25 protein-coding genes are annotated in these 24,418 nt (G+C 32.0%); 9 read left to right on the forward strand and 16 right to left on the reverse strand.

What is annotated here, in order from left to right:
• Nucleotides 1-20 precede the first annotated feature (20 nt).
• Complete coding sequence (locus IEV77_RS15340) at nucleotides 21-977, forward strand: WaaS/CpsH family glycosyltransferase (RefSeq protein ID WP_188466417.1); 957 nt, start codon at nucleotides 21-23, stop codon at nucleotides 975-977.
• Here the strand turns inward: IEV77_RS15340 and IEV77_RS15345 are convergent.
• Both IEV77_RS15345 and IEV77_RS15350 read right to left on the reverse strand, forming a co-directional pair.
• Complete coding sequence (locus IEV77_RS15345) at nucleotides 970-2,064, reverse strand: glycosyltransferase family 4 protein (protein ID WP_188466419.1); 1,095 nt, start codon at nucleotides 2,062-2,064, stop codon at nucleotides 970-972. The two genes, IEV77_RS15340 and IEV77_RS15345, sit on opposite strands and share 8 nt — an antisense overlap.
• Nucleotides 2,065-2,067: 3 nt before the next feature.
• Nucleotides 2,068-2,814 carry a glycosyltransferase family 2 protein gene (locus IEV77_RS15350; RefSeq protein WP_188466420.1) on the reverse strand — a complete coding sequence of 249 codons (747 nt, stop codon included), beginning with the start codon at nucleotides 2,812-2,814 and terminating at the stop codon, nucleotides 2,068-2,070.
• Nucleotides 2,815-2,913: 99 nt separating this feature from the next.
• Here IEV77_RS15350 and IEV77_RS15355 point away from each other — a divergent pair, with 99 nt between their 5' ends.
• A complete protein-coding gene (locus tag IEV77_RS15355; protein WP_188466422.1) occupies nucleotides 2,914-3,633 on the forward strand; it encodes a polysaccharide deacetylase family protein in 720 nt (239 codons plus the stop codon).
• 3 nt (nucleotides 3,634-3,636) lie between these two features.
• On the opposite strand, the gene IEV77_RS15360 is transcribed toward IEV77_RS15355, so the two are convergent.
• Together IEV77_RS15360 and IEV77_RS15365 are read right to left on the reverse strand one after the other, a co-directional pair.
• Nucleotides 3,637-4,374: a glycosyltransferase family 2 protein gene (locus tag IEV77_RS15360; protein WP_188466424.1), complete on the reverse strand. Its 738-nt coding sequence runs from the start codon at nucleotides 4,372-4,374 to the stop codon at nucleotides 3,637-3,639.
• Between the two features lie 59 nt (nucleotides 4,375-4,433).
• Nucleotides 4,434-4,853: a hypothetical protein gene (locus IEV77_RS15365; protein WP_188466426.1), complete on the reverse strand. Its 420-nt coding sequence runs from the start codon at nucleotides 4,851-4,853 to the stop codon at nucleotides 4,434-4,436.
• Nucleotides 4,854-5,185: 332 nt separating this feature from the next.
• On the opposite strand from IEV77_RS15365, the gene IEV77_RS15370 reads away from it, so the two are divergent.
• Nucleotides 5,186-6,007 (forward strand): glycosyltransferase family 2 protein, encoded by an 822-nt coding sequence (locus tag IEV77_RS15370; protein WP_188466428.1) that lies wholly within the window; start codon nucleotides 5,186-5,188, stop codon nucleotides 6,005-6,007.
• Nucleotides 6,008-6,013: 6 nt separating this feature from the next.
• On the opposite strand, the gene IEV77_RS15375 is transcribed toward IEV77_RS15370, so the two are convergent.
• Entirely contained in the window at nucleotides 6,014-6,583 is a 570-nt protein-coding gene (locus IEV77_RS15375; RefSeq protein ID WP_188466430.1) for a class I SAM-dependent methyltransferase, read from the reverse strand.
• Nucleotides 6,580-7,656: a glycosyltransferase family 9 protein gene (locus tag IEV77_RS15380; protein WP_188466432.1), complete on the reverse strand. Its 1,077-nt coding sequence runs from the start codon at nucleotides 7,654-7,656 to the stop codon at nucleotides 6,580-6,582. The genes IEV77_RS15375 and IEV77_RS15380 overlap by 4 nt, the downstream gene beginning before the upstream one ends.
• Nucleotides 7,657-7,999: 343 nt before the next feature.
• Here IEV77_RS15380 and IEV77_RS15385 point away from each other — a divergent pair, with 343 nt between their 5' ends.
• Nucleotides 8,000-8,581, forward strand: a complete 582-nt coding sequence (locus tag IEV77_RS15385) for a lipopolysaccharide kinase InaA family protein (protein WP_229736693.1) — start codon at nucleotides 8,000-8,002, stop codon at nucleotides 8,579-8,581.
• A gap of 82 nt (nucleotides 8,582-8,663) precedes the next feature.
• Here IEV77_RS15385 and IEV77_RS15390 read toward each other — a convergent pair whose 3' ends face one another.
• On the reverse strand, nucleotides 8,664-9,479 hold the full coding sequence (locus IEV77_RS15390) for a 2,3,4,5-tetrahydropyridine-2,6-dicarboxylate N-succinyltransferase (RefSeq protein ID WP_188466434.1): 816 nt from the start codon (nucleotides 9,477-9,479) through the stop codon (nucleotides 8,664-8,666).
• A gap of 178 nt (nucleotides 9,480-9,657) precedes the next feature.
• On the opposite strand from IEV77_RS15390, the gene ruvX reads away from it, so the two are divergent.
• The 5 genes from ruvX to mazG all read left to right on the forward strand — a co-directional run bounded on the left by ruvX (nucleotide 9,658) and on the right by mazG (nucleotide 12,544).
• A complete protein-coding gene (ruvX, locus tag IEV77_RS15395) occupies nucleotides 9,658-10,068 on the forward strand; it encodes a Holliday junction resolvase RuvX (protein WP_188466436.1) in 411 nt (136 codons plus the stop codon).
• Between the two features lie 178 nt (nucleotides 10,069-10,246).
• Nucleotides 10,247-10,474: a hypothetical protein gene (locus IEV77_RS15400; protein ID WP_188466438.1), complete on the forward strand. Its 228-nt coding sequence runs from the start codon at nucleotides 10,247-10,249 to the stop codon at nucleotides 10,472-10,474.
• Between the two features lie 108 nt (nucleotides 10,475-10,582).
• Nucleotides 10,583-11,173, forward strand: coding sequence for a peptide deformylase (gene def, locus IEV77_RS15405; protein WP_188466440.1), 591 nt, complete (start codon nucleotides 10,583-10,585; stop codon nucleotides 11,171-11,173).
• A 53-nt stretch (nucleotides 11,174-11,226) separates the two neighbouring features.
• Nucleotides 11,227-11,646, forward strand: coding sequence for a DUF5606 family protein (locus IEV77_RS15410; RefSeq protein WP_188466442.1), 420 nt, complete (start codon nucleotides 11,227-11,229; stop codon nucleotides 11,644-11,646).
• Between the two features lie 115 nt (nucleotides 11,647-11,761).
• Nucleotides 11,762-12,544: a nucleoside triphosphate pyrophosphohydrolase gene (gene mazG, locus IEV77_RS15415; protein ID WP_188466444.1), complete on the forward strand. Its 783-nt coding sequence runs from the start codon at nucleotides 11,762-11,764 to the stop codon at nucleotides 12,542-12,544.
• A 608-nt stretch (nucleotides 12,545-13,152) separates the two neighbouring features.
• On the opposite strand, the gene IEV77_RS15420 is transcribed toward mazG, so the two are convergent.
• The 9 genes from IEV77_RS15420 to IEV77_RS15460 form a co-directional block, all read right to left on the reverse strand.
• Nucleotides 13,153-15,075: a DUF349 domain-containing protein gene (locus IEV77_RS15420; protein ID WP_188466446.1), complete on the reverse strand. Its 1,923-nt coding sequence runs from the start codon at nucleotides 15,073-15,075 to the stop codon at nucleotides 13,153-13,155.
• 101 nt (nucleotides 15,076-15,176) lie between these two features.
• Nucleotides 15,177-15,914, reverse strand: coding sequence for a shikimate dehydrogenase family protein (locus IEV77_RS15425; protein ID WP_188466448.1), 738 nt, complete (start codon nucleotides 15,912-15,914; stop codon nucleotides 15,177-15,179).
• Nucleotides 15,907-16,926: a DUF368 domain-containing protein gene (locus tag IEV77_RS15430; RefSeq protein ID WP_188466450.1), complete on the reverse strand. Its 1,020-nt coding sequence runs from the start codon at nucleotides 16,924-16,926 to the stop codon at nucleotides 15,907-15,909. The genes IEV77_RS15425 and IEV77_RS15430 overlap by 8 nt, the downstream gene beginning before the upstream one ends.
• Complete coding sequence (locus IEV77_RS15435) at nucleotides 16,926-17,936, reverse strand: DUF368 domain-containing protein (protein ID WP_188466452.1); 1,011 nt, start codon at nucleotides 17,934-17,936, stop codon at nucleotides 16,926-16,928. The genes IEV77_RS15430 and IEV77_RS15435 overlap by 1 nt, the downstream gene beginning before the upstream one ends.
• A gap of 58 nt (nucleotides 17,937-17,994) precedes the next feature.
• Nucleotides 17,995-19,374, reverse strand: a complete 1,380-nt coding sequence (locus IEV77_RS15440; RefSeq protein WP_188466454.1) for a tetratricopeptide repeat protein — start codon at nucleotides 19,372-19,374, stop codon at nucleotides 17,995-17,997.
• Between the two features lie 125 nt (nucleotides 19,375-19,499).
• Nucleotides 19,500-20,702, reverse strand: a complete 1,203-nt coding sequence (locus IEV77_RS15445) for an aspartate aminotransferase family protein (RefSeq protein ID WP_188466456.1) — start codon at nucleotides 20,700-20,702, stop codon at nucleotides 19,500-19,502.
• Nucleotides 20,703-20,704: 2 nt separating this feature from the next.
• Nucleotides 20,705-22,543 (reverse strand): OstA-like protein, encoded by a 1,839-nt coding sequence (locus tag IEV77_RS15450; RefSeq protein ID WP_188466458.1) that lies wholly within the window; start codon nucleotides 22,541-22,543, stop codon nucleotides 20,705-20,707.
• A 124-nt stretch (nucleotides 22,544-22,667) separates the two neighbouring features.
• On the reverse strand, nucleotides 22,668-23,939 hold the full coding sequence (locus IEV77_RS15455; RefSeq protein ID WP_188466460.1) for an adenylosuccinate synthase: 1,272 nt from the start codon (nucleotides 23,937-23,939) through the stop codon (nucleotides 22,668-22,670).
• Nucleotides 23,940-23,949: 10 nt separating this feature from the next.
• Nucleotides 23,950-24,402 (reverse strand): Fur family transcriptional regulator, encoded by a 453-nt coding sequence (locus tag IEV77_RS15460; RefSeq protein WP_188466462.1) that lies wholly within the window; start codon nucleotides 24,400-24,402, stop codon nucleotides 23,950-23,952.
• Nucleotides 24,403-24,418 lie beyond the last annotated feature (16 nt).

Below are 24,418 nucleotides of genomic sequence, written 5' to 3' on the forward strand. Positions count from 1 at the left end.
ACCATAGCTTATACTAAAAGATGAAAAAGATTACCATCATTGCTCCTAAATCTTTTGGGTACTTGGATTTTCTTATAAAGGAATTACAAGCACATCCTGAGACTCAGGCGGTTTATATTAATTATTCAAGTTTTCATTATCAATATAAATCTGTATTTGATAAGTTTAAGAACCTTTTAAGAAAAACATTCCTTAAAAAGAATATCAAAGACATCTATAAATCTCAAGAAATATTTAGACAAGTTCAAGCTTTAGGAAAACAAGATTTTATTATAGTTGTAAGACCTGATAAGTTAGAATTGGATACTATAATTGCTTTGAAAAAATACACCAAAAATTATTACTCATTTTACTTCGATGCTATTTCAAATTTTCCAGAAAAAATTGCATTAATTCCTTACTTTGATACTGTATTTAGTTATGAGAAAAAGGATGTTGAAAAATATAATCTTTCATTTAGCACAAATTTTATTTACGATTTTGATACAATAAATCAAATAAATCCAGAATGTAAGATCTTTAATATTTCGTCTTACGATGAGCGTTTTGGAGCTCTTGAAAAGATGGCAACTTATTTTAAAAGTAAGCACTTAGATTACACTATTATAATTAGAAAAGAGAAAGAAGAAGTTTCAAATTTGGTGACATTTACTCAGGAGTATATGCCACTTAAAGATGTTAAGAATTATCTTTTAAAGGCAGATGTGCTTTTGGATGTTCAGAAGGAAAATCAACATGGATTAAGCTTTAGAGTGTTCGAATCTTTAGGTTACAAGAAAAAACTAATTACAACGAATAAAGATGTAGTTCATTACGATTTTTATAATCCGAATAACATGATGGTTGTTGATGTTCATAATATCCAGATTCCTGATGCTTTTTTTAAAACACCTTATCAAGAAATTTCAATGGATGTTTTGTATAAATACACTTTGGCAGGTTGGATAGAGAATGTGTTTCATATAAAGCCTAATTAAGAACTTCCTGAAGTTCTTTTAACATTTTATCCGCAATAATTTCCTTTGTAAAATTGGCTAATAAGTGTTTTTCGCCTTGTAAAACAAATTGATCTCTTAAGTTCTTGTCTTCTATTATTTTAAGAGTTGCTTCGGCAAAAGCTTCAGCATTTTCTTTTTCGCATAAAATACCAGTTTTGTTGTTTTCAACAACCTCGGGAATACCGCCATAATTAGTTGCAACAATTGGTACATGGCAATTATAGGCCTCTAACAAAACACCTCCAGTAGGTTCTAATTTTGAAGTAAACATAAAGACATCAAATTCTGGAAAAATCTCTGGAATATCTTTTCTGAAACCTGTAAAAATAAAATCCTTTTCAAGACCTAATTCCTTTACATATGCTTTTATCTCGTCTTCTAATTCCCCTTTTCCAACAAGAATGAATTTGGTATTAGGTTTTTTAAATTTTATAATTTTTGCAGCATTTACAAAGGTATAATGATCCTTAAAGGGAACAAAAGCTGAAATGTTTCCTATTAAAATACTGTCTTCTGGTAAATTAAATTCACGGTGTAAAAGCCCTGTGGCTTTCTTTTTTGGGAATTCGCTAATATCTGTGGCACTTCCTACAATACTTAATCTAGAATGGTCTTTAATGGCTGGTTTTAAAACATCGACAACTGCTTGCGAGACGCAAACCAGTTTTTTAAGATGCTTATAATTGTATTTCCATTTCCTAAGCGCATTGGTATCCACTTTTTTAATTAATGTTCTAAAAAACACCATCGGAATTTTAGATTGATATAACAGTGAATACATAATACAAAGCGTATGTGCTTTGCTGTTATGGATAAGAATAATGTCTATTTTGTGCTCTTTTACAATTTTATTTATGGTGCTAATCCAAAGTTTTTTAGATTTAGAATAATCAGGTAAAGCGTAAAATGTGTAATTTTTTTCTTCGGCAATTTCAGCTAAACGGGTGTTAGTAGGACAAAGTAATACTTGATGCTCAATTTTAGAGTCGAATTCATCATAATAATAAGCTATTTGTTGTTCGTGTCCTCTCCAGACATTCGATGCTGTGATTTGTAAAAGCCTCATAAATCAATTAATTTTTCTATACATCAACCAAAGTTGAATATAGCGTTTAAATACCGAAAAAGCATTGATGTAAGCTAAGATAAATCCTTCTTTGCCATCTAAAATGCCCAGCCTTAAAAAATATTGATGCATAAATCTGTACCAAGGTCTAAAAAGGAAATGGTACATATTTGGTCGCACATTTTTTTTGAATAATTGCTGTGCCTGCAATTTGCTATACTGAGTTAATTTCTGATTGTAATTATCAAAACTCTTATAGGTATCGTGATCTGACCTGTTTTTTAAAAGCCCAATTTTTTCTGAAGTTTCAATGATTTCATGTACCGAATTCCCATTGTATTTACAGTAGTTTTTATTGAATAACCTGATAACTTCATCTGTTTGAAAACCGCTGTATTTTAAACGTTTGCCCATAAAAATAACGTTGCGTTTCACTTTATAGGCTTTCAAAGGATTTTCAGAATTTACCGTTGAAACGATTTCTTTAGCAAGTGGTTCTGAAATTTTTTCATCTAAGTCGAAAAAAACGACCCAGTCATTTTTTGCCAAGGAAATGGCATAATTTTTTTGGTTTGAAAAATTATCAAATGTACGTTGCACAGTTTTTACGTTGTGTTTGTTAGCTAAAGCAACAGTATTATCAGTACTAAAAGAATCTACAATAATAATTTCATCGGCAAAAGACAAGCTTTCTATGTATCTTTCAATGTTAGATTCTTCGTTGTAGGTTATAGCTAAAGCGCTTATCATTTATAAAATTTCAGTTTTATCAAATATATTGCTAATCCCTTTATATCTTTGTGTTAAAACGAATCAATTTACAAAGATTTTTTTCAATTATAACTAGCAATGCCAAAACTTCCTATTTTAATGTATCATAGCGTGAGTGCGAATCTTGAAGAGAGTCGGGACTTAACTATTGCTGTTTCAAAATTGGAAGAACAATTTTCTTACTTAAAGGAAAATGGCTATCAAACTTTACATTTTAAGGATTTACAGCATTTAACGGGACCAGCAGATTTCCCGAAGAAAGCCGTCATCATCACTTTTGATGATGTCTATATCAATCAGCTAGAATTAGCTTATCCCTTGCTAAAGAAATATGGTTTAAAAGCCTGTTTTTATGTGCCGTTTAAATATGTAAATGGTACAGATTCTTGGAACACAGATGAAGAAAAGATTATGTCTGTTACCCAATTAAAATCTTTGGATTCTGAAATTGTCGAACTTGGTTTACATAGTTTTTCGCATAAAAAATATGATGAAATGTCTGTTGAGGACATACAGGTAGATTTTGATACCTGCAAAGATTTTATAGTTAGAAACAATTTAGAAATACATAACACTTTAGCTTACCCTTATGGGAAATATCCGCGAAAAGGCAAGGCTCAGGAACAGTTTTTTAGTTTGTTGAATAAGAATCAGATAGCTTATGGCTTACGAATTGGAAACAGAGTAAATAAATTTCCATTTAGAAACAATTACGAAATTGAGCGCTTAGATATTAAGGGAGAAGATAGTTTGGCTACTTTTAAAAGGAAATTAAAGATCGGAAAATTGTTTTTTTAATACTTATTTAATGCCTTTTTGTAAAAGTATAAGCTTTACATAACGTGAAAAAACACCATAAGCATTAATACTAGCCACAGCTAATCCAGGAATGCCATCCATAAAACCAGCTCGTAAAATATAACTGCTAAAAAAACGGTAAAAGGGTTTAAAAGCTAAATGAAAATAAGTCGCTTTTTTCCCTTTGTTTAAAAGTTGTTCGGCTTGAAACCAAGCATAACTGTCTTTTTTGCTTATGTAGTGCATCAAGCCTTTGTAAGTAAAATGCAAAACGGGGTTTTTAAGTTTCCCAATGGAACCTTCTACAATCAGTTTTTCGTGGACAGAACCTTCAAAACGACATTTTTCTCTAAGGACTAATCTGGTTACGTTATCGCTATGATGGTACAAAAACCGATTCATATAAAAATGTGGAAAGTTAAGTTTGTAACCAGCATGTTTGCCAGAATCCATGGCTTCAAGAATTTCTTGTTTTAACTTGTAGGTAATACGTTCGTCTCCATCAATAAACAAAATCCATTCTCCAGTAGCGTACTGAAGGGCATGGTTTTTCTGGTTCGAAAAATTATCGAATTTTCTGTTTATTACTTTGCAACCAAAAGCTTGTGCGATTTCTATGGTTTTATCTGTGCTTAAAGAATCTATCACAATTATTTCATCGGCAAACGATACTGAAAGAAGCGCATTTTTTAAATAGGCTTCCTCGTTAAATGTGGGAATGATGACTGATAGTTTTTTCATAGAAATGTAAGATTCAATATTACGATTTTAAATTAATTTCAAAAAAGTAATTTACATCTTTAATTGGATACCTTTTTTATGGCTATTTTTCCTCCAAGCCAAGCCATTGGAATGTAAGCACCAACAAGATCAAGAATGGAGAACCAAGTTGGCGAAGGTAACATGACCACACTAACAATACCGCCAATTAAGAAAAAAACACCAATTACCAATGCGAATGTTATTTTATGAGTTGCTGCAATTTTTGCTGCGATTATGGCTCCAACCAGAGTGCCTAAGGCATGTGCCAAAAATGGAAATATAAAATGTTTGGATTGAAACAAATGCATGGATTCTTTTAGTCCTTCCATAGTTGTGTTATCTACTCCTTCTGGGGGAGGAATTATAGAGCCACTTATACTAATTAAGCCCATATTTACAATACTTCCAATTACGAGTCCCGCAACAACTGCTAACATGTTTTTCACTGTTATGTTCATTGATTTTAATGTTTTTTGTGAGGGTGATTTATTTTTATTAGGTCTTTAAGAAGTGAGCCCTAAGATAAATAAAAGAAGTGGAAAAAAATGCTATATCACAGGAGTTTGTTGATTCTTACTAATTATCTCTTTCCAAATTGGCAATAACTTTTGGTGGAAATGGTATTAGGAGTCGTTATTAAAATTATTTCTATTAAAATAGTTCCAATTATATTTTTTGTGAATTCTTGAATTCCTAAATATAACAGATTCCATTTCATTTGAAACCATTCTAAACCATTAAAACAAATACCTTAAATATGTTTATCTTTGCCTTAGAAAACAATAAATTAATGAGTGAGATTTCCATTTCTATAATAATTAGTACTTACAATTCTCCTGAATGGTTGGCAAACGTATTACATGGTTATAACAATCAAACTTACCAGAACTTTGAGGTTGTAATTGCAGACGATGGTTCTAAACAAGAAACCATAGATCTTATTGAAGCTTTAAAGAAGGAAGTGTTTTATCCAATTACTCATGTTTGGCATGAGGATAATGGATTTCAGAAATCTCAGATTTTAAATAAGGCTATTGTAAAGTGTCAAGCAGATTATATTTTAATGTCTGATGGCGATTGTATTCCTAGAGAAGATTTTGTTGAGGTACATTTTAGAGAAAGAGAAATAGGTTATTTCTTGTCTGGTGGCTATTTTATGTTGCCAATGACTATTTCGAAAGCCATTACTAAAGAATCTATTCTAAATGGTAATTGTTTTAATTTAAAATGGCTAAAATCTCAAGGTTTAAAAGCGTCTTTTAAAAATAATAAATTAACAGCTAAAGGTTTTAAGTCTTGGTTTTTAAACGCGATTACACCTACAAATGCTAGTTGGAATGGACATAATGCATCTGGTTGGAAGAAAGATATTGTTGCAATAAATGGATTTGACGAACGTATGCAATATGGAGGTCAAGACAGAGAGCTAGGTGAGCGCTTAATGAATCTTGGAATTAAAGGAAAACAGATTAGATATAGTGCAGTTTGTATTCACTTAGATCATCCGCGAGGTTATAAAAATCAGGAGTCTATTGATAAAAACCTAGCTATTAGAAAAACAACTAAAACGGAACAAAAAACGTGGACCGATTTTGGGATTGTTGGTAAATAGCAACACCTATTTTTTATAAGCACCTATTTTCCAATACCTTTTTTCTTCTTGAGTCTTTACAACTTTATGATTTAGTTGTTGCAGTTTATTGAAGTATTCCCAGCAACTGGTTCCTTCTTGATATATTGAAACGATAAGGATGCCTTCGTCTTCTAAAAAGTTTAAGATGCGGTTTAAGACATTTTCTTTTTCAGAATCTTGAATGTAATAAAAAGCTTCATTAAAAATAATGACATCATATTTTCTGTCTGGAGTAAAACTATGAATGTCTGCTGTGATAAAATTAGAATTTGGGAATTGCTTCTCCTTGGCTTTTTCAATAGAAACTTTAGAAAAATCCATTCCTAAAAAATAGTTGTATGAATTTAAGTCTAAATATTCGTTTAGAACACCTTCTCCAGATCCTAAGTCTAAAATACTTGGTTGGTCTTTACCATAAGAAATTATAAACTCTTTTATAGTATGATATCGAGATGCTTCAATAGGCTTTTTTAAATTGTCCCAACGGCCTTTTTTATATTGCCTATCCCAACGCTTTTTTCTTCTCCAATTATGAAACTTGTCTATTATTTTCAAACCTTGTTTTTTAAATTGAACTTTAAAAAATTTTCTAGTTTAGGGATAATAAGTTCTGGGGTTAATTGCTTGTACATAAAGCTGGGGTCTGCTTCAATTTTCCGTCTGTTTTCAACACTGTTTTCATCATATAATTCTGGTTTTTCTTCCAGTAAATGGATAGATGCATGTTTTTTGCCATCTTCAAAACTAGCCCAATGGTCTTTCATGACATATGGTGAGAAAATAGTAAATGTAGGTTTGTCTAAAGCTTTCGAGATATGTACAACACCTCCTTCGTTCCCAACTAAAAGCACACATTTATTCATGAGTTTTATGAAACCTCGGATACTATCTTCATATATATCGATAACAATGCTGTCTTTGTTTTTACAGGACTCATAGATGTTAAGAGCATCTTCTTTTTGATGAGGAGCATAGTTAAAAAGCACATTCACTTGGTAGGTGTCCGTAATAAAATCTATCAGTTCAACAATATATTCATAAGGCATAGATTTTTGAGGCGTGCTCCCTAAAATACCCAGCATGATAAAAGGTTTATTATATGTGTCTAGTTTTTTATATTGCTTTTCTTCTTCAGTTAAAACAATTTTTGGTTCGTATTCAATTTGATTTTCAGGTAAATCGAAAACAGAAGTCACCATATTAATTCTATCTTCAATAGCCTTGCCACAAATCTTTGTTTTGTCTTCTAAAAACGGAATGTTATGGGTGTAAAATTTTAATAATGGGTTTTTGCCTCTTTTTTGAAAGCCGATTCTAATAGGAGCTTTGGAAAAATAACAAACAAGTCGGCTTTGTAATTTAGAATAAGGATCGAAAATAATATCATACTCTTTTTTTCTAACTGCTTGGATAAGCTTTTTTAAATTCCCAAGTTTTTTTAGTTCCTTGTCATTTACTTCAATAATATGACTAATGTCGGGATGGTTTTCAATAACGCCAACCGTATAATCGTACACCAAAAAATCAATCTCACTTTCGGGAAAGACTTTTTTCATGTTTTGAGCTATTACCGAAGCTATTAAAACATCTCCAATACGTTTATTTTGTATTACAAGTATTTTTTTCATCTTAGTTCTCACGCCTGCCTGTCGGCAGACAGGAAAGTGGGAATCTTTTTTTATAAAAATTAATCAACTTAAAACTTAATTAACTGCAAAGTATTATATTTTCTACTTTTATTAAAATATCAATTAACATATCTTTGAGAAAATTCAAAACACAATCAAAATTATACACATCCATTCTCAATACCAACATTTAAACGAAGCTTTAAAATCTATTATTGCAGATTTTGAAACTTCTGGGGAAGCTGTAACTATTGGTCAGCGAAATGTTATCAAGCAATTTGAAGTAAATGGGGAAGCTTTAAATGTTAAGTCGTTCAAGAAACCAAGTGCCTTTAATAGTTTTGTGTATAAGTATATTCGAAAATCTAAGGCAAAACGTTCCTTTGAATATGCTGAGAAATTAATTGCCTGTCAAATTTTAACGCCATTTCCTATTGCATATATTGAAAATAGTAATTTTTTAGGACTAACAACTAGTTATTATATAAGTAAGCATGTGAACTACGATTTCGATTTTAGAGATTTAATACACAAGCCACTTTTTCCTAATAGGAAAGAGATATTACAACAATTTGCAGCCTTCACCTTTAAGCTACACGAAAACAATATTAATTTTTTAGACCATTCTCCTGGAAATACTTTGATTATTGAGAAAGAAGAGAAACAATATGATTTCTATCTTATAGATTTAAATCGAATGCATTTTGAGGTTATGGACTTTAACGATCGTATGCACAATTTTAGACGTTTGTGGTTGTCTAGAACTATGGTTAAATATATGTCCAAAACGTATTCTAAATTATACAATAAGACTTACGATGAAACTTATACCTTAATGTTGAAACATAGTAGAGCATTTCAAAAGAAAGTAGATTCTAAGAAATTGAGACGTTCTGGTAGAAAAATGAGATTCAAATCGGAATAAAAAAAATTCCAAAACCAACATGGAATATATTGATTTTGGAATTTAGTTTTTTAAATTTTATTATTTGCGAAGTGCAACGAGCCTATACAGCTACACCATACTCACGTAAGGCATCGTTTAGGGATGTCTTTTTATTAGTACTTTCTTTACGCTTTCCAATAATTAATGCACATGGTACTTGAAACTCTCCTGCAGGAAACATTTTAGTATAGCTACCAGGAATTACCACAGAACGAGCAGGAATAACACCTTTAGTTTCTACTGGCTCCTTTCCAGTAACATCAATAATTTTTGTGCTCATAGTTAATACCACATTGGCACCTAGAACGGCTTCTTTTTCTACACGTACACCTTCTACAACAATACATCTGGAACCAATAAAGGCACCATCTTCGATAATAACAGGAGCTGCTTGTAACGGTTCTAGTACGCCTCCAATACCAACACCACCAGAAAGATGGACGTTTTTACCAATTTGTGCACAACTACCAACAGTTGCCCATGTGTCTACCATGGTTCCTTCGTCAACATAAGCTCCAATATTTACATAACTTGGCATTAAAATAACACCTTTAGAAATGTAAGCACCATGTCTGGCAACGGCATGTGGCACCACGCGAATGCCTTTGTCAGCATAACCGGTTTTTAAAGGAATTTTATCGTGATATTCAAAAATTCCAACTTCAAAGGTTTCCATTTTTTGAATAGGGAAATATAAGACTACAGCTTTTTTAACCCATTCGTTTACTTGCCAGCCATTCTCTGTTGGTTCAGCAACACGCAAAGTTCCAGCGTCTAATAAGTCTATAACATTTCGGATGCTTTCTATGGTTACTTTATCTGTTAATAAGCTGCGGTCGTCCCAAGCTTTTTCTATAATTTGCTGTAGTTGTTTCATAGTGTTTTCCCACGAAAGCGGGAACATTAGTTATTTAATTATACGTTTCACAAAGATAAGCCTATAATTGAAATCTCTAAAGGCTATTCATTCAAAATCCATAGAATTAGATTTGATTATAAATATGAAATTTTAAACAGTTCATGAATCTTCTCTTTTTAAGTAGTAACTTTGACCTATGGGAAGAGTATTAGCTATAGATTTTGGGAAAGTAAGAACAGGAATCGCAGTTACAGACGAATTGCAACTTATTGCATTTGGACTCGAAACAGTAGCAACCAAAGAATTAATAGCTTATTTAATATCTTATACTTCTGCAGAGAACGTGGATATATTTGTGGTTGGAGAACCTAAACAAATGAATAATGACCCTTCTGAAAGTGAAGTCTTAATTATCCCATTTTTAGAGAAATTAAAAAAATCCATTCCTAGCATACCTGTTATTCGAGTGGATGAAAGGTTTACATCCAAAATGGCGTTTCAAACTATGATTGATAGTGGTCTTTCTAAAAAGAAACGCAAGAATAAAGCCTTAGTTGACGAAATTAGCGCAACTCTCATTCTTCAAAGTTATCTGTCTTCAAAATAGCAACTATTTCAATAAATCGACGAACAACCATTTGTTAAGGTTTATGAGTAGTACGTTTATCGGTGAAATACATGTCTTCATCATATTAACGAATTTACAGCGGGTTTCAACAAATTTATTCTTTTAATACCGTTCGTCGAACATATATTTGTCCTGTCTCAATAAAACAATACACGACATGAAAACATTTTTGACTTTAATTTTCGTAGCATTTTTAGGAACTTTTAATATGAACTCTCAAACTTCAATTGAAATAAATCCTATAATATCTGAGGTAGTTTTAAGTATTGATTCTGCTGAACAAATTGCTGCTAAAAAGAGAGATATCTTAAATGCAAGAATTAATTCCAAATTAAAAGGCGAAATAGATTTATTTTTCATTGCTGATAAAAGCAAAAGATGTTAAAAATCTTTTATATATTTTAAATTAAAACTCCTTTATAATAAAAGGAGTTTTTTTATGGATATAAATTAAAGATTGTATTTTTGCAGAGAATTTATCAAAACACAAAAAATGATATTACCTATTGTAGCTTATGGCGATCCAGTTTTAAAGAAAAAAGGTGGAGAGATTACTAAAGACTACCCAAAACTATCTGAACTTTTAGATAACATGTATGAAACCATGGATGGTGCTTTTGGAGTTGGTTTAGCTGCGCCTCAAATTGGACTTCCAATAAGGTTGTTTATTGTAGACACGTCTCCATTTTCTGAAGACGAAGAGTTAACTCCTGAAGAGCAAGACGAATTAAAAGGTTTTAAACGCACTTTTATCAATGCCCAAATAACAATGGAAGAAGGTGACGAATGGGTTTTTAACGAAGGTTGCTTAAGTATTCCAGATGTTAGAGAAGATGTGTTTAGAAAACCTAATATAACGATTGTATATCAAGATGAGAATTTTGAAACACATACCGAAAAATTTAGTGGTTTAATAGCACGTGTTATTCAACATGAATATGACCATATTGAAGGTGTTTTATTTACTGATAAACTTTCAGCTTTAAAAAAACGCTTAATAAAAGGGAAACTAACTAATATTTCTAAAGGAAAAATTAGTGTTGATTATAGAATGCGCTTCCCTAATCAAAAAAAGAAACGATAAAATTTGTTTTAATATAACAAACGTAGCATATTTGCGATCCTTAAAAATTAATTATGAGTTTAGAAAAAGTATTAGCCATTTCCGGGAAACCAGGATTATATAAATTAATTACCCAAACTCGCGGTGGTTTTATTGCAGAATCTTTATTAGATAATAAAAGATTGTCTGTAAACATTCATCAAAATGTTAGTGTATTAAGCGAAATTGCTATTTATACCCTAACGGAAGAAGTGCCTTTGCGTGAGGTTTTAACTAAAATTAAAGAAAAAGAAAACAGTAATGTCACTCCTGTTAGTCATAAAGACAGTAAAGATGCATTAGAAGAATATTTCTTTGAAATCTTACCAGATTACGACGAAGAGCGTGTGTATGTAAGCGATATCAAGAAAGTAATTCAATGGTATAACTTACTTCATAAACACGATATGTTAGATTTTGAAGTTGAAGCAGCTGTTTCAGACGAAGAAGAATAGTATTAGTTCTTTCATTAAAATAAATTACAAAAAATCTAGCTTTACAGGCTGGATTTTTTGCTTTATATCCTAAATCAATCCTATTAAAAATTGTAATTTTATCAAAACATCACAAATGAATTCTAGAGAAAATCAACTAAAAGCTTTCGACCGGTTATTAACTATTATGGACGAGTTACGTGCACAGTGTCCTTGGGATAAGAAGCAAACCATGGAAACATTAAGACATCTTACTATTGAGGAAACTTACGAATTAGGTGATGCTATTTTAGATAACGATTTAGAAGAGGTCAAGAAGGAACTGGGTGATGTCTTATTGCATATTGTGTTTTATTCAAAAATTGGAAGTGAAACTAAAGATTTCGATATTGCTGATGTTTGTAATGGAATTTCCGATAAATTAATTGATAGACATCCACATATTTATGGCGATGTGATTGTTGAAAATGAAGAAGACGTAAAACGAAATTGGGAAAACCTAAAACTTAAAGAAGGAAGATCTAGTGTTCTTGAAGGCGTGCCTAAAAGTCTACCTGCTTTAGTAAAAGCGAGTAGAATTCAAGATAAAGTGGCTGGTGTAGGTTTTGATTGGGAAGAACCAAGCCAAGTTTGGGAAAAAGTAGAAGAGGAGCTAGCTGAGTTTAAACACGAGGTAAAAAATGGCAACTTAAACGGCATGGAAGATGAGTTTGGAGATGTTATGTTTTCTTTGGTAAACTATGCTAGGTTTTTAAAAATAAACCCAGAGAACGCCTTAGAAAGAACAAATAAAAAATTCTCTAAACGCTTTCAATATTTGGAATCTAAAGCTAAATCTTTAAACAAGGATTTAAAAGATATGACCTTAGCTGAAATGGATGTCTTTTGGGAAGAAGCAAAGCGGTCTCAAAAGATGTAATTGGAAAATCTGTGATTTTCAAATACTAAATTTGGGAAGAAGCAAAGCGGTCTCAAAAGATGTAATTGGAAAATCTGTGATTTTCAAATACTAAATTTGGGAAGAAGCAAAGCGGTCTCAAAAGATGTAATTGGAAAATCTGTGATTTTCAAATACTAAATTTGGGAAGAAGCAAAGCGGTCTCAAAAGATGTAACTGGAAAATCTGTGATTTTCAAATACTAAATTTGGGAAGAAGCAAAGCCTGTCCGAAAGTCTTGGCGGGCGGTCTCAAAAGATTTAATTAGATAAATTATTATTTGCAACCTTTTGAATTTTAGTTAAATACGAATAATAAACATTTTTTTTTAAACCTCGTAATCCAAAAGAGATATCTGTGCGTATATATAATAATTGAATGACACTTTTTATTTCATGAGTAATAGATTAATAGCTTAAGTTCTTACCATACAGAAGGTCATTCAATTAATAAGTAGGTTATTTTTTTGTTGGGAAAAAAATAACTTTTTAGTTAGTTTAGTTAGATTAAATCCTATTTGTCGAATAAGTTTTACTTATTTCATGCAAATAGGATTTAATGTTTTATAGAGCTAAGAAAAAATACTATTCTTAATAGAATGCCTTGATCTTATTTAGTTTAGTCTCCCAAAGAGCCAGAGTATCTTTATGTTTTTGAATATTATTCAAAACCTCTTTTACAAATGGATTGCTTTCATCTACATTAGTGAAAAACTGTAAGTTATTCTCTAATTGGTTGATTTCGCTTTTGACTTCTTGTATTTTTTTACTGATAAAAGAACGCTCGTTGTCTAAATGTCTAGAATCGTCCGAATTACTTAAAACTTCAAGTTTGTTTTCAAATTTTATAAGTTCGGCTTCTGTTTTATTTAATTTTAAGCTTTTAAAGCAAGTATCTAGAACTTTGTTTAACTTCCCTTCAATGTGCCTTTTGTTGTTAGGGACAGTTCCAATAGTTTTCCACTGTTCTATATAGTCTTTAATCGTTTTTAAGTCTGTTGCCTTCTCTCCAGAAAATTCGATAGCTTTAATCTCATCCAGTAATGTTACTTTGGAGTTGTAAGCTTCTATTTCTTCTTTGTTTTCTTCGTTTTTGGCTTCGTGTAATTTATCAAAATAATGGTTGCAGGCGGCTTTAAATTGATTCCAGATTTTATCGCTGTTTTTTCTTGGCACATGACCAATATTCTTCCAGTCGTTTTGAATCTTCTTCATCAAAGCTGTAGTTGCATCAAAGTCGTCACTGTCTTTGTTCGCTTCTGCAATTTTAATTAATTCAAGCTTTTTATTCAGATTATCATATTGATCTTTTTTTAGATCTTTATAATAGTCGTTTTTCTTTTTGTTAAAATATCTTACGGCTGTTTTAAAAGATGCCCAAGTTGCTTCGTTTACCTTAATGGGTACTTTTCCAGCGCTAAAAAACTCGTTTCTTAAAACTTCAATTTCTTTAATTTTTTTCTGCCACTCATTATGAGTTTTGGCACCTTTTTCACCTAAATCTTTTATTTTGCCTATAAGAACATGTTTTAGCTCTAAGTTTTTTTCATATTCTTCATCAAGTTGTTCAAAATATACCTGACGCTTGTCGTGAATTTTCTTAGTAGCCGCTTTAAAGCGTTTCCAAATTTCTTCTCTGTATTCTTTATCGACAGGTCCAAGTTCTTCTTTCCACATTTTGTGTAAAACTTGAAGTTCTCTAAAAGCACGATTTAAATCGTCGTCTTGAGCTAACTCTTCTGCACGAACAATTATTTTTACTTTTTGTTCTAGATTATGTTTAAAATCTAAATCTCTTAAATCACGATTTAAATGAAGAAAATCATAAAATATCTCCACATGATGATGGTAGCTATTCCAAGCATTGTTGTACTTGTCTCTTGGAATTGGGCCAGCCTTACGCCATCTTTCTTGTAAATCTTTAAAATGTTTATAGGTTGTATTAATGTTTTCTTCAACATTAATTAAGCCTTTTATTTCTTCAATTATATCTAACCTTTCGGCTAAATTATCTTTAAGACTTTTTTCTAAGCTTTTATAATGAGCATTTAATTTGGTTCTATAGTCTTTTATAGAGTCTTTATAACGTTTTTGAATGGGACTGGAATAGAAAAAATCGATTTCGCTACCACCTTCATTTAAGAATTCCTCTTTCTTTTCATCTAAAAGCGTGCTGAATTTTGATTTAAATTCGCTGCGTATTTCTTCCACATGAGTTTTTATAGCTTGTACCTTTTGGTTATTTACAAGGTGTTCCAACTCTTCAGCAAGTTCTTCCATAGACATTTTCTCATAATCCTTTTTAGTTATGGAATGTCTGTCTATACTGCCTTCATCTTCAGCATCTTCAGCGTTAGATTCTTCTATTTCAGAAATTACTTTATCGTCGTTTTCAGTGTCTTCGATTTCTTCTGTAATCTCTTGTTTAGGTGTTGTAGAATCTTCTATGTTTTCTGTTGAAATTTCTAATTCTTTCTTTCCGTCTGCTTCTTGCAGGTTATCTTGCTCTGACATTTTTGTAAAATGTTATGGTTCGTAATAAAATACTCTAGCGTTAAAGGTAATAACAACTGCATTATTAACAAAGACTTCGGCTAATTATATATGATTTTAAGCTAATAATTCCAGATTTTCCACGCTTTATCTGCCTGGAAAATTAGCATTTGGAATCCGTTTATGGTTGTCGCATTTTTTTCTTTCCCGAATAGAAGAAATTTGGACTCCTCTGGATTGTAAATTAAATCGAAAAGGATGTGGTTTTCGGTTATTGCTTCATAAGGAATTTCCGGGCATTCATCAATATTCGGATGCGTGCCTAAAGGTGTGCAATTAATAATTATTTGATGACTTTCAATGTCGTTTTTAGTTAAAGAGGTGTAGGTATAAGCTGTTTCTTTTGAAATACTTCGTGAAACAAAATTAGTTTCAATATTCAATTTTTTTAGAGCGTAAGCAATAGCTTTACTAGCCCCTCCAGTTCCTAAAATAAGTGCTTTTTTATGATGAGGTTCTAGATGCTGTTTTAAAGATTTTTTAAATCCGTAATAATCTGTATTGTAGCCTTTTAATTTTCCTTTTTTAGTTATTTTGATAGTGTTAACTGCACCTATTTTTTTTGCTTTCTTATCCAATTTGTTTAGATAAGGAAGGATTTCTTCTTTATAAGGAATTGTGACGTTTAAGCCTTTTATATTCGGATTGTTTTTAAGGATTTCAGGAAAAGCACTAATATCTTGAATATCAAAGTTTTCATATGAAGCATCGAGAATGCTTTCATCTTTAAATTTAATTTTAAAATAATTTTTAGAAAATGAATAGGAGATGTTTTTACCTATGAGACCAAATTTATTCATGTATTTTTCTGGTTTTCTGACCGTATATTTCTAATGCCAAAACAATGATAATACCTAATACTATAAATCCAATGGCATTATAGGTGGTACTATTTAATTCTGGAATAAAGCGTTTGTAATTTTCAATAATTTGGCGTCCTGTGGAATCCAAAACGAACTCACCATTATTTTGCGTTTTAAAGATGGTTTTTTTCCATGGCCAAACTACGCCAAGTGATCCAACAATAAACCCAATTATTGCGGCAATAGTAATACTTTTATAATGTTTTAAAATATAATTTAGGATATGAGAAAACGTTACCAAACCAACCACAGAACCTATGGTAAATACGGCTAAAACTTTTAGCATTCTCATACGTTCTAGGTTGTTTACAAAGCTAAAATCTCCTGTTATTATTTGAGCAAACGTGTCATAAAGCGCATTTACAGAATCGACTAATAAAAGCACATAATTTCCTAAAATAATTAAAATGAAAGATCCCGAAAAACCAGGCAAGGTCATTCCTGCTACGCTGATAATACCACAGAAGAAAACAAAGAATAAATTATCGTTCTCTGTGGCTGGATCTAAAAAACTAATGCTAAGACCAACCATAATCCCAATAATTAGGGACAAAGTGGTTCTATAATTCCAATCTTTAAAATCTTTGCTTATATAATAAATTGAGCCAATAATCATTCCGAAGAATACACTCCAAACATAGAGCTCATAATGTTTAATAAGATAATCTAATATTTTAGAGATACTAAAATAGCTTACAACCATTCCTAAGAAAAGCAAGCTTAAAAATCTCCCATTAATATATTGATAAAAACTTTTGTAACGTCCGTTAATAAGAAGTTTAAAGGCTTTTCCATTTACTTTTTGAAGAGAGTATATAAATTCCTCATAAAAACCTGCCACAAATGCTACCACACCTCCAGAAACACCAGGAACCTTATTGGCAGCTCCCATTCCTAGTCCTTTTAAAACTAGAAATACTTTATCTTTAAATGTCCTGGTACTTTGCATTAGGTTTGTTTGTTTCCTATTTTCTCAAGAATAAAAATAGTTAAAAAACCTGCAATAATTAGTGCGATAGCAACAAATAATTGATTGTTCACTGCGTCGTTAATAGAAGAATAGACATAAGGAGAAACGCTTTCTTCTGTTACAATTTTATAAGAATCGAAGTTGTTTATTTGTTGTTGGTACACGGAGAGCGACCCTAAATTGGATACTTCAGAAAAAGGCATGGTTAATCCCGTGCTATCCTTTAGAACCAGAATAGATTTTTTCCAAGGCCAAATTTTATTTAAGGAACCTATAATAAAGCCTGTTAAAAGTGCTAAGGTTGTATTATAATAATGCTTAAAAAGCCATTTTAAAACGCGACTAAAACTTAGTAAACCAACAACTGCACCAAGGCCAAAAATAGCAATACGTTTAAAATCCCAATCGTGAAAAGCATCGCTTAACGTTTTGTAGGCTCCAAGAATCACCAAAATAAAAGACCCTGAAATTCCCGGTAAAATCATGGCGCAAATAGCGATAGCACCAGCAAGGAATAAAAATAGGGGGTTGCTATTGTTTGCCATCGAAGGTAAGGTGGTGACATAATAAGCTAGAATGGCACCAATAATTAATGAAATAAAAGTAGCTGGGTTCCACTTCTTAATCTGTTTCCCTACAAAGAAAATACTGGCAATTATTAATCCAAAAAAGAACGACCAGATTAAAATGGGCTGTTCTTCAATTAGATATTTTGCTAATCGCATAAACGATGCAAAACTGGTTAAAATACCTATTAAAAGTGCTAGGATGAAATTTCCATTTAAGGCTGTCCAGAAAGCTTTGAAACCTTCAGTACGAAGCGTTTTTATAAGCGAAAAATTGACATTGCTAATGGTAGAAATCAACTCTTCGTAGATACCCGAAATAAGAGCAATTGTTCCACCAGAAACTCCAGGAACAGCATCTGCAGCTCCCATGGCAACACCTTTTAATGTAATTAAGAAATAGTCTTTAAAACGTCTCTGCATGTCTCGTTTTTTAAATAGAAAACCAAAGGTATGTAATTTACGTTAGACGTTTTTACTATTATTTGGATTTAAGCAAGTTTTTAATTAGACGTTTTTTATAGACTTTTGGAAAGAGTTCTTCTAAAATAAACGCATATTCAATATTAAAGCACAAGCCATTTTTTAAGTGATATTTTCCTTTTTCAGTTTCATTTAAAGTAAAGTATAAACCTGCCAATCGATATTCAATTTCGGCATTTTCCGGGTAGAATTCAGAGGCCTGTAAAAAATGATAAACAGCCGCTTCAGTTTCTCCAAGTTTTAGTAAAATATCACCTCTAACCATCCAGGTTTCTAATTCGTGATTTCCTAATTCTATTACTTTTTTATAACCTCTTTCAGCTTCTTCTAAAAAATTTAATCGAAAGTTTAATTGCGCATATAATTTCCAATAAACTACATTTTCAGAATCAATATTTATAGCTTTATTAATGTAATAAAGGGATTTTTTATAATTTCGCTTTTTATTATAAAACTTAGTAATAGCAATCCATCCTTTATCTAATAAGGGATCTTCTTTAACTGTTTTGGTGTAATATTGAATGGCTAGTTCATTTTGATTTAGTTTCTCATAACAGTGGCCAATTCGTAAAAGCGCAAACGACGTAATGTCATCTAACTCTAGAGTTATGGAATAGGCTTCTAAAGCATCTTCATAACGTTTTAATTTTTCTAAAACTTTCCCTTTTTCGAGATAGGCACCAATAAAGGTGTCGTCAGAGATGATAGCAAATTCAAATGCAGCTAGAGCTTTTTCGTGTTCTTTTAAAGCAAAATATTGTTTTCCTAATTGATGCCAAGCGACTTCACTATAAGGGTTTTTGTTTAAAAATGAATTTAAGTATTCTATGGCTTCATCGAATTGATCAAGAAATTCAAAGCAATAGATCATGTTATACAAAGCAGAATAATCTTCATAATCTTCTTCCATGCACTTCATGAAATAGTATTTTGCTTCCTCAAATTTATCCATAAATAAGTACTCCATACCAATTAGGGAGTAAATATCTTGAACATCATCTGTAAGTTCTAAGGCTTTTTTTAATGCTTGAATCGCCTTTTTATGATTGTCTTTTTTTGAAAAGATATTTGCTTTTTGAATATAGATTTCTTCGTTGTGTGGTTCTAGTTCGTAGAGCTCATTCAATAAAGAATCTGCCTCGTCAAGTTTATCTTCAAAAACATAAATTTCAACTCTAAAAAGTTTTAAACTAGTAGAATCGGGGTGTTGCTCTAGACCTAATTTTATTGCTTTTTTAGCAAGAGAAATTTTACCTTGAGTTAAGTAATGATGTATAATGTTCTCAAATTCCTCCGAATCGAAAAACAAAACATGGTTTGTTTTAAGCATCGATTCAAACTTTGTAAGAGATATATTGTTATTGGGACTAAACTCCATAAGCACATTTATATGGTTTGCATTACTAAATGTAACGTACTATTTGTTTTTTATGATATAATAGCCTAAATGTTTTTAACAAAGTAATGAACACTTTAAGGGAAAGGCTTGGTTTTGTCTGACTATCAGTTAGTTGATGAGCTGTATTTCTTTTGAATTTTATCAAGAACTTTTAAAATAATTTGACAACCTTCAATAATTTCATCTTTTGAAATGGTTAATGGAGGTGTTATCCGTATTGCCTTAGGTTCAAAAAGTAGCCAAAAGAGAATAAGTCCTTCATCTTGACACCCTAAAATCAATTCGTTTGTAATATCTGCGGAAGGGGTCATTGCCGCGAGCATTAATCCTTTTCCGCGAATTTGTACTATTAATGGATGCACTAAATGTTTTCTAAAAAGTTGTTCTTTTTCTAGTGTCTGCGGTATTAAATCACTTTTTGTAACTTCCTTTAAAGTGGCTAAAGCTGCGGCAGCAATCACTGGATGCCCACCAAATGTAGTAATATGACCTAATTTGGGGTGGTCTTGTAATAAATCCATTAATTTGGATGAAGCCGTAAATGCACCAATTGGCATGCCTCCACCAAGACCTTTTCCTGTTACTAAAATATCTGGAACACAATTATAATGTTCGAACCCGAATAACTTTCCTGTTCTGCCAATACCTGGTTGAATTTCATCTAAAATTAAAAGAGCCCCAACTTTGTCGCAACGTTCTCTAACTTTTTCTAAATAATGATTTTGAGGTTCAATAAAACCAGCGCCGCCCTGAATGGTTTCTAAAACAACACAGGCCGTTTTTTTTGTTATTTTGATTAAATCCTCTTCGTTATTAAAGGTAATGTATGACACATCTGGTAACAAAGGTCTAAAGGCTCTTTTGCGTTCTTCAAAGCCCATAACACTCATAGCTCCCATGGTGCTGCCATGATACGCATTGTTTGCGGAAATAATTTGACTTCTTCCTGTGGCTCTTTTTGCTAATTTTAAAGCACCTTCAATGGCTTCGGTTCCAGAATTGGTTAAATATGTTTTTTCTAAGGAATTGGGTAAGTTTTTGGCCAATAATTTTGCTAATTCTACAGCTGGTTCTTGTATATATTCGCCATAAACCATGACATGTAAATAGCTGTCTAATTGTTCCTTAATTGCTGTAACTACTTTTGGGTGACAATGCCCTAAGGTACAGGCTGAAACTCCAGCCACAAAATCTAAATAGGCTTTGTTATTTACATCGTAAACATAAGAACCTTTAGCATGAGATACTTTCATAGCTAATGGATGAGGCGAAGTTTGCGCTTGATATTTTAAAAAATCATCTGCCATAATTAGTTACTCGGGTCCTTAAGAATCGGTTTTTTGATTTCCTTTTTTAACTGCACACTATCTATAATGCTTTGAGGCACTTGTCTAGCGGCTTTAGAACGTTCTTTAGTTGTATTATCGCTATTTTCACCTTCTTTAATTAGAACTGGTACTTCAGCTTTTTCAGCTTTGTTAATCCGTTCGATCATGCTTTCATCGAAAAAGGCTTCTTGAGGCACATAATCTTCCATGCCTTTAATTTTAGTTAATTCCAAAGGCGCATCCTCACTAAATAAATCTTCCACGCTTTTAGGGCGCTCATCATCTCGATAATCGAAACCTCTTAATTTTCTAGCATTTTTGGGGAATTCTGCTTCTGGAAAAGTTTTTGCATCCACCTGATTGTAACGGTTGTATTGTTCCATTTCTCCATCGGCAAAGAAAACAGTGATGCTTCCAGATTTCGCTTTATCTATGCCAATAAGTTCTTGTTCTTCATTTCTAGCAAAAAAGATGGATTCGGCATTTTTAATAATGTCGATTTGCCTTAAATTGTTCTCTTTATCAAATAATCCAATGAGTCTTTTGCCTGAAATTTGATTGTAACTGTCGGCGCTAATGGTGTCTTTACTAATTAAAAACGCATCATAGAAAACGATTAAAGAATCTAGTTTTTCGGTTTTCGGATTTGATTTTAAATGAATGGTGTCTCCCGAAATTTGGTTGTCTAAATTCCAGATTACAGGTCTTCGTTTTACAGCAAATGCATCTTTTGGTCCTAATCTCGAGAGATTGATAAGTTGCGTTAATCCCGATTGATGATCAACATGAATAGAATCTGCTTTCCCACTCATATCCGATTTGTACAACTTGGTGTTTCTAAAAGCTCTGGTTATACGCTTATCAGCTTTTCCAGTTATCATTAAGGTGTCTGCATGAATATAAATGGAGTCTTTCTGTTGTACAGAGATTGCTAGAGCTCTTTTTGTTATAAAAACCGAATCTTTGGCTTTATAAACTTCGGCATAATGACCTCTTATAATACTTTTATTAATGGTATCTGTTACAATGATATTATTGGTTGCCGAAGCGAAACTTCTGGTATTATCAAAATACATACTATCACCTTCAAATACCCGATTATCATATTCAATCTTCGTATTTTTAATGCCGTAACCTGTTTTGTTTTCGGTATCATAAAACCCTTTTTCACAATAGGTTTTACTCTCATCAGTAACAATGGTTGAAGGACCATATAAATAAGCATAACCACTTTCAGAATAAAAATCCAAATGGGTAGTATTGATATTGTAATCAGGATGTGTTAACACGACATCATTTACAAACTGATACTTTTTGGAATCCATATAATAACGTCCAATTCTACTGGTAATAGTTCCTGACGAATCCCGAACCACTTGGCCACCACTTTTATAATATGATTGTTGCTTGACGCGATCAAAGTATAAGGTGTCTGTTGTTAAGGTTGAATTTGGTTCTGTAAGAACAACATCGCCACTAGCAAAAGCCAATTTGGTTTTTCCGCTGTATTCTAAATAAGCGGCTGTCATATTGATGGTGTCTCCTTGAATCATTCTGACATTTCCGTAAGCCTCAATAAAATCTTCGTTGCTATAAAGTAACGCTTGATCGCAATACATATTAACCCCTTCGTGAATTACGTGAATTTGTTGCGAGTCGTCACGAGTCATTACTTTCAAGCCTGGAGCCTCATCTTCCTTAAACTCTAAAAAGCCAGAGTATTTAATCTCTATACGCTTCTGTTCTTGGGCAAATGAAACGCCTAAGAATAGTACACAAAAGAAAATGCTTAATATATTTTGACTTGTTTTTTGCAACATTGTAAATTTTGCCCAAAAATAATGATTAATATCTTCTGTTAGCTTGCATTAAGATATTTTTAATAGAAAAGACCTTTCAGTGTTTTAAAACTAAAAGGTCTAATATGGTATTTTTATAAAAGGTTTATCTAAAAATAGTCTGTTTTCTGTCTGGTCCAACAGAAACTAAATAGATAGGGATTTCAAGTTCCTTTTCTAAGAAATCTATATAGTCGTTCAATTCTTTAGGGAATTGAGACGCTTCTGTCATTTTAGTTAAATCTTCTTTCCACCCTTTAAAGTCTGTATAAATAGGTGTTAAGTTTTCTGGTTCAATATTATAAGGTAGATGCGTAATTGTTTCTCCTTTGTAATTGTAGGCCGTACATACTTTTAAGGCTTTGAAACCTGAAAGCACATCGCCTTTCATCATCATTAATTTTGTGACACCATTTACCTGACAAGCATATTTTAAAGCTATTAAATCTAACCAGCCACAACGTCTACCACGCCCGGTTACAGCACCAAATTCGTTTCCGATCCTTGCCATGTCTGCACCAACTTCATCAAATAATTCTGTTGGAAAAGGGCCAGAACCAACACGTGTTGTATAGGCTTTAAAAATCCCATATACATCGCCAATTTGATTTGGAGCAACTCCTAAACCTGTACAAGCTCCAGCTGCAGTAGTGTTACTTGAAGTTACAAACGGATAAGTTCCAAAATCGATATCTAAAAGTGAGCCTTGAGCTCCTTCAGCTAAAATAGTTTTTCCAGCTTTTTGGGCTTGATATAAATATTCTTCAGAATCTATAAATTGTAAAGATTTTAAAACTTCAACAGCTTCAAAAAATTCAACTTCCATTTCATCCAAATTGTATTGAACATCCACATTATTGAATTTTATCATGGCCTCATGCTTATTAGCTAAAGCACGATATTTTTCTTTCCAATCAGGTAATTCTAAATCGCCAACACGAATTCCGTTTCTTCCAGTTTTATCCATATAAGTTGGGCCAATTCCTTTAAGAGTGGAACCAATTTTAGCTTTTCCTTTTGAAGCTTCGCTTGCAGCATCTAGCAATCTATGCGTTGGAAGAATGACATGCGCTTTTCTAGAAATAATAAGTGACTTTTTATAATCGATTTTAAATTGATCTAAACCTTCTAATTCTTTTGCAAAAACAACAGGATCAATGACCACACCATTACCAATAACATTCATGGATTCCTTGTGAAAAATCCCGGAAGGAATAGTTCTTAAAACATGTTTTATGCCATCAAATTCTAAAGTATGTCCAGCATTTGGACCACCTTGAAAACGTGCAATAATATTGTAATTGGAGGTAAGAACATCAACAATTTTTCCTTTGCCTTCGTCACCCCATTGTAATCCTAGTAGTAAGTCTACTGCCATTGTAAATAAGTTATTTGGTTGTTTTTTTGTTGCCGTAAAAGTAGAGTGAGTGGTTTGTGATTTCAATATCAAAAACCTCTTCAATTGTTTTTTTTATGCTTTGTATTCTTGGATCGCAAAATTCGATAACCTCACCAGTATCTGTTAAAATAACATGATCGTGTTGTTTGTCGAAATACGATTTTTCGTAATGCGCTTGGTTTTGGCCAAATTGGTGCTTTCTAACTAAGCCACATTCTAATAATAATTCTATGGTATTGTATAACGTTGCACGAGAAACACGATACTTTTTGTTTTTCATGTTTAGGTACAAAGATTCGATATCGAAATGTACTTCGCTATTATAAATTTCTTGTAAAATGGCGTAACGCTCAGGTGTTTTTCTGTGACTTTTTTGTTCCAAATAAGCCGTAAAAACATTTTTTACAATTTCCTGATTTTTAGTATCTGTTTTTAAACTCATAATTCAGTTGCAAATT

It is taken from the genome of Xanthomarina arctica (assembly GCF_014638915.1).
In the GTDB taxonomy this organism is placed as follows: Bacteria; Bacteroidota; Bacteroidia; order Flavobacteriales; family Flavobacteriaceae; genus Xanthomarina; species Xanthomarina arctica.